Genomic DNA, 2,362 nt, shown 5'->3' with positions numbered 1-2,362 from the left:
TCGCCGCTCGACGCGGGCGGCCCGCCCCCGGCCCCGCCGCCCCCGACGCCGCGCGTCCGCTGACGCGGGAGCGACGGGGGCGCCCACGAGGGCCGAGGGCGGTACGGGGCACGCGGGTGGCGCCCAGCATGGGTGGCGCAGGGGCCGCGGGTGGAGTCGGGCACGCGGTTGGTGCCGGGGCCTCAGCCGAGGTCCACCTCGGGCTGGTAGAGGTCGAACCAGTGGTACAGGTCCAGCACCCGTTCCAGACCGCGCCGGTCGCCGCTCGGCATGGTGACGTTCCGCCCGACGGCGTCGGTCAGCCAGACCCGGTCGACCAGGGTGAACACCGGATGGTCGTGGTCGGCGAGCACCTCTTTGGCCTGCTGCTGGAGGGCGGCTCCGTAGCCGGGATCCTGGGTCGAGGGATAGGGGCTTTTCCGCCGGCCCTGCACCGACGGCGGCACCACATGCGCGGTGGCGTGCCGCAGCAGGCTCTTCTCCCTGCCGTCGAAGCTCTTCAGCGACCACGGGGTGTTGTAGACGTACTCGACCAGCCGGTGGTCGCAGAACGGCACCCGCACTTCGAGTCCGACCGCCATCGACACCCGGTCCTTGCGGTCGAGGAGCATCCGGACGAACCGGGTCAGATGCAGATTGCCGATCGTACGCATCCGCCGCTCGTGGTCGCCGGCCCCGGGCAGGTGCTCGACGCCCGCCACCGCCGTCGCGTACTGGTCGGCCACATAGGTGTCGAGATCGAGGGAGCGGCGCAGATCCGGGTGGAGCGCCGCCGCCCGGTCCTGGCTCATCGGGCTGCTGTAGGCGAGCCACGGGAAGGTCTGCGCGTTGACCGCGGCCGGATCGTGGAACCAGCGGTAGCCGCCGAACACCTCGTCCGAGGACTCGCCCGACAGGGCCACCGTCGACTCCGCCCGGATGGCCTTGAACAGCAGATACAGCGAGGTGTCCGTCTCGCCCAGCCCGACCGGCATGTCGCGCGCGGTGATCACCGCACGGCGCAGCGCGGGATCGGTCAGCTCGTGCGGGCTCAGTGTCACGAAGCGGTGGTCCGAGCCGACCAGGTCCACCACGTCACGGATGTACGGCGTGTCCGGGCTGTCCCAGTTCTCGTCGGCGCGGAAGGTCTCCTCCCGGTTGGCGAAGTCCACCGAGAACGTGCGCAGCCGCTCGCCCTGTTCGGCCAGCCGGGCCGCGGCGAGTCCGGTGACCGCGCTGGAGTCGAGGCCGCCGGAGAGCAGGACGCACTGGGGCACGTCGGCGACGAGCTGACGGCGCACGATGTCGGTCATCAGCTCACCGACCTTGGCGACCGTCGTGTCCTGGTCGTCCGTGTGCTCGGTGGCGTCGAGCCTCCAGTAGACGCGGCTGCGGATACCCCGGGCGTCGACGGTCACGACGGTGGCCGGCTCGATCTCGTACATGTCCTTCCACAGGGCCCAGCCGGGCGCCATGGTGAAGGCGATCAGCTCACGCAGACCGGCGGTGTCCACCGTCCTGCGCGCCGCCGGATTGGCGAGGATCGCCTTGGGCTCCGAGCCGAACAGGACGCCGTCGGGGGTCGGGTAGTAGTAGAAGGGCTTGACGCCCAGCCGGTCGCGGACCATGACCAGCTTGTTCTCGCGCTCGTCCCAGATCGCGAAGGCGAACATGCCGTTGAGGTGCTCGGCCAGGCCCTCGCCCCACTCCAGATAGCCGAGCAGGACGACCTCGGTGTCACTGACGGTACGGAACCGGTGGCCCCGGCTCTCCAACTCGGCCCGCAGCTCGGTGAAGTTGTAGACCTCACCGGTGTAGACCATGGCGACCGTGCCGTTGGGCGTCCGCACCTCCATCGGCTGCCTGCCGCCGGCGAGATCGATGACCGCCAGCCGCCGGTGGCCCAGGCCCACCCGAGGCCGGACCCAGACGCCCGCGTCGTCCGGGCCCCGGCAGGCCATGGTGTCCGTCATGGCGGCCAGTACCTCGCGGCGCTCCGTCAGATCGGAGTCGTAGGAGACCCAGCCGGCGATTCCACACATAAGGAGTCACTCCTGGTAGCAGTGCGACGGTGGCGATCCCGTCGGGGGAGCCTCACGAAGCAGGGAGGAAGGGCCAGGGAAGAAGAAGCGGGAAGAAGCTGAGGAGAAGCAGGGAGGAAGCGGACGAGCGGAATTGCTTCCGAAAATCGATGGCGGTACCTGGCCTGGCTGCTTGAATTCTTCTATCACTTTGCGTCGAGACCTGTCCAGGGTTCGACGGTCGAACCGCGCTCGCGGCCGTATGCTGTCCAGCCGGGGAAACTCGCCAGTTGGACAGGTGGGCGGTCCGGTATTTTCCTGGCGGACCCGAACAGCGGCACACCGCCGTATTCCCGCGACCG

At 69.8% G+C, this 2,362-nt stretch carries 1 protein-coding gene; it reads right to left on the bottom strand.

Annotated features, from left to right (window positions below; genetic code table 11):
• Positions 1–182: 182 nt before the first annotated feature.
• Entirely contained in the window at positions 183–2,021 is a 1,839-nt protein-coding gene (gene asnB, locus BFF77_RS31825) for an asparagine synthase (glutamine-hydrolyzing) (protein ID WP_066956995.1), read from the bottom strand.
• Positions 2,022–2,362 lie beyond the last annotated feature (341 nt).

Origin of the sequence: Streptomyces lushanensis (assembly GCF_001700515.1) — a bacterium.
Taxonomy (GTDB): domain Bacteria; phylum Actinomycetota; class Actinomycetes; order Streptomycetales; family Streptomycetaceae; genus Streptomyces; species Streptomyces lushanensis.
This window is presented reverse-complemented; position numbering and strand designations above follow the sequence as displayed.